The following is a 685-nucleotide window of genomic DNA, read 5'->3' on the forward strand; positions in this document are numbered from 1 at the left end:
GCACCCCGTCCCCACTGAAGTCCACGAAGCACTTCTCCCCGGCGCGGTGCTCCTGGCGCAGGGTGACGCTGGAGGCGGCCAGCCACCGCCCGTACCTCTCGCAGAAGCGGCTGTACTGGTAGCCGCCCGGCACCGCCTCCAGGTACTCCTGCCACAGCAGCAGCTTGGTGACGCCCTTCCTCTTCAGCTCCGCATGCACACGCGCCCAGTCCGGCTCCGGACGCTCCGCCTGCGCCTTCGCGTCCTCGGGGAACAGCAGCGCCGTCAACGCCGCGTCGTCGTCCAGCTCCGGTGGCAGCGGCCACGTCAGCTTCGCCACCCGTGCCCGCCCCAGGTAGTCGCACACCGTGCCGTTGCCGATGCCCAGGCTCGTCGCAATCGACCGCGTCGTCAGTTTCGCCTCGAACCTCAACCGGAACAGCTCTCTCAACTTCCGCATGGACAGCCTCTGTGCCGCCATCTCCACCTCCGAATCGGGAGGGCGGAGTGGCCTGCTGCTGCCCAGCGCCGTCAACGCTCCTGTCGACCGCCCACCCCCTCACCGCGGGTGCTCGGCTTCACCGGAATCGGTGCTCGACATGCCCGGAATGCCTGCTCGGCATCCCCGGAACGGCTGCTCACCTTGCTCCGGAATCGCTGCTCACCTTGGCCCGGAATCGGTGCTCGGCTTGCCCCGGAACACGCA

The 685-nt window shown here is 68.9% G+C and carries 1 protein-coding gene; it reads right to left on the reverse strand.

The annotated features are described in order from the left end of the window. Window positions 1–439 (reverse strand): IS21 family transposase (locus tag D7X12_RS41700; RefSeq protein ID WP_500683248.1); only part of this gene is annotated, 439 nt, incomplete at its 3' end. Between the last annotated feature and the right edge of the window lie 246 nt (window positions 440–685).

It is taken from the genome of Corallococcus sicarius (assembly GCF_003611735.1).
GTDB classification, from domain to species: Bacteria; Myxococcota; Myxococcia; order Myxococcales; family Myxococcaceae; genus Corallococcus; species Corallococcus sicarius.